The organism is Formosa algae (genome assembly GCF_001439665.1).
GTDB classification, from domain to species: domain Bacteria; phylum Bacteroidota; class Bacteroidia; order Flavobacteriales; family Flavobacteriaceae; genus Formosa; species Formosa algae.
Genome location: NZ_LMAK01000060.1, coordinates 1 through 743, shown reverse-complemented (window position 1 = coordinate 743; position 743 = coordinate 1). Strand labels below are relative to the sequence as shown.

The following is a 743-nucleotide window of genomic DNA, read 5'->3' as shown; positions in this document are numbered from 1 at the left end:
CATATACAACAACGTTGTAACCAATTTGAGAAACCGAATGGCAATTAACCAATTTATAACATACATACTGCCGAAAAAAGCGATTCAATTGAAGTTCGGAGAAATACCAAATCAATTGGAAATCAAACATTCTGAATGGGAAAAGTTCTGGGAAAAATATACCGAATCTGATAACGAAGATTTAGAACCTGAATTTGAAGATGCAAGAACCATAAATTGGTGGAAAGAAATAGAAATCAATATAACGGAATTAGAAAAACAAATTGACAAAATAATTACTCGTGCGAGTTGGACTGACGACACAATTTGGAAAAGTGAAAAAGCAGAATTTGACCACGATGTTAGTCTTGGCTTAAATAAAACTAATGAATTTATTGATGAATTTATGTTTCGGACTGACTTAACAGATACTACTCTGAATTTCCTTAATTCAATGCTTGATATTTGTAAAGAAAATGATTGGATTTTAATGGACAGAAACGGAAATTTATGCAAACCGAATATTTCGGATTTAGCACAATTAATAAAAGGTTCAGATGCTGACCGATTTTTAAGAAATCCGAGTAATTTTTTTGACGAATTGAGTAATGAAAAATAAAAACTGGTTACAACACCGTATATAAAAAATTGCTGGTGTTGTGCTAAAACAAAGGTCGTTGCACGTTTGCTACGTCTGATTTTCCTTCGGAAAATCCTCGCACGCAAACCCGCAACTTTCCATATACGTATTCCAAGATCAAATC

General features: G+C 32.8%; 1 protein-coding gene. It reads left to right on the top strand.

What is annotated here, in order from left to right:
• Positions 1 to 598: hypothetical protein (locus tag AST99_RS12880; protein WP_232301622.1), on the top strand; the 598-nt coding region annotated here is incomplete at its 5' end.
• Positions 599 to 743 lie beyond the last annotated feature (145 nt).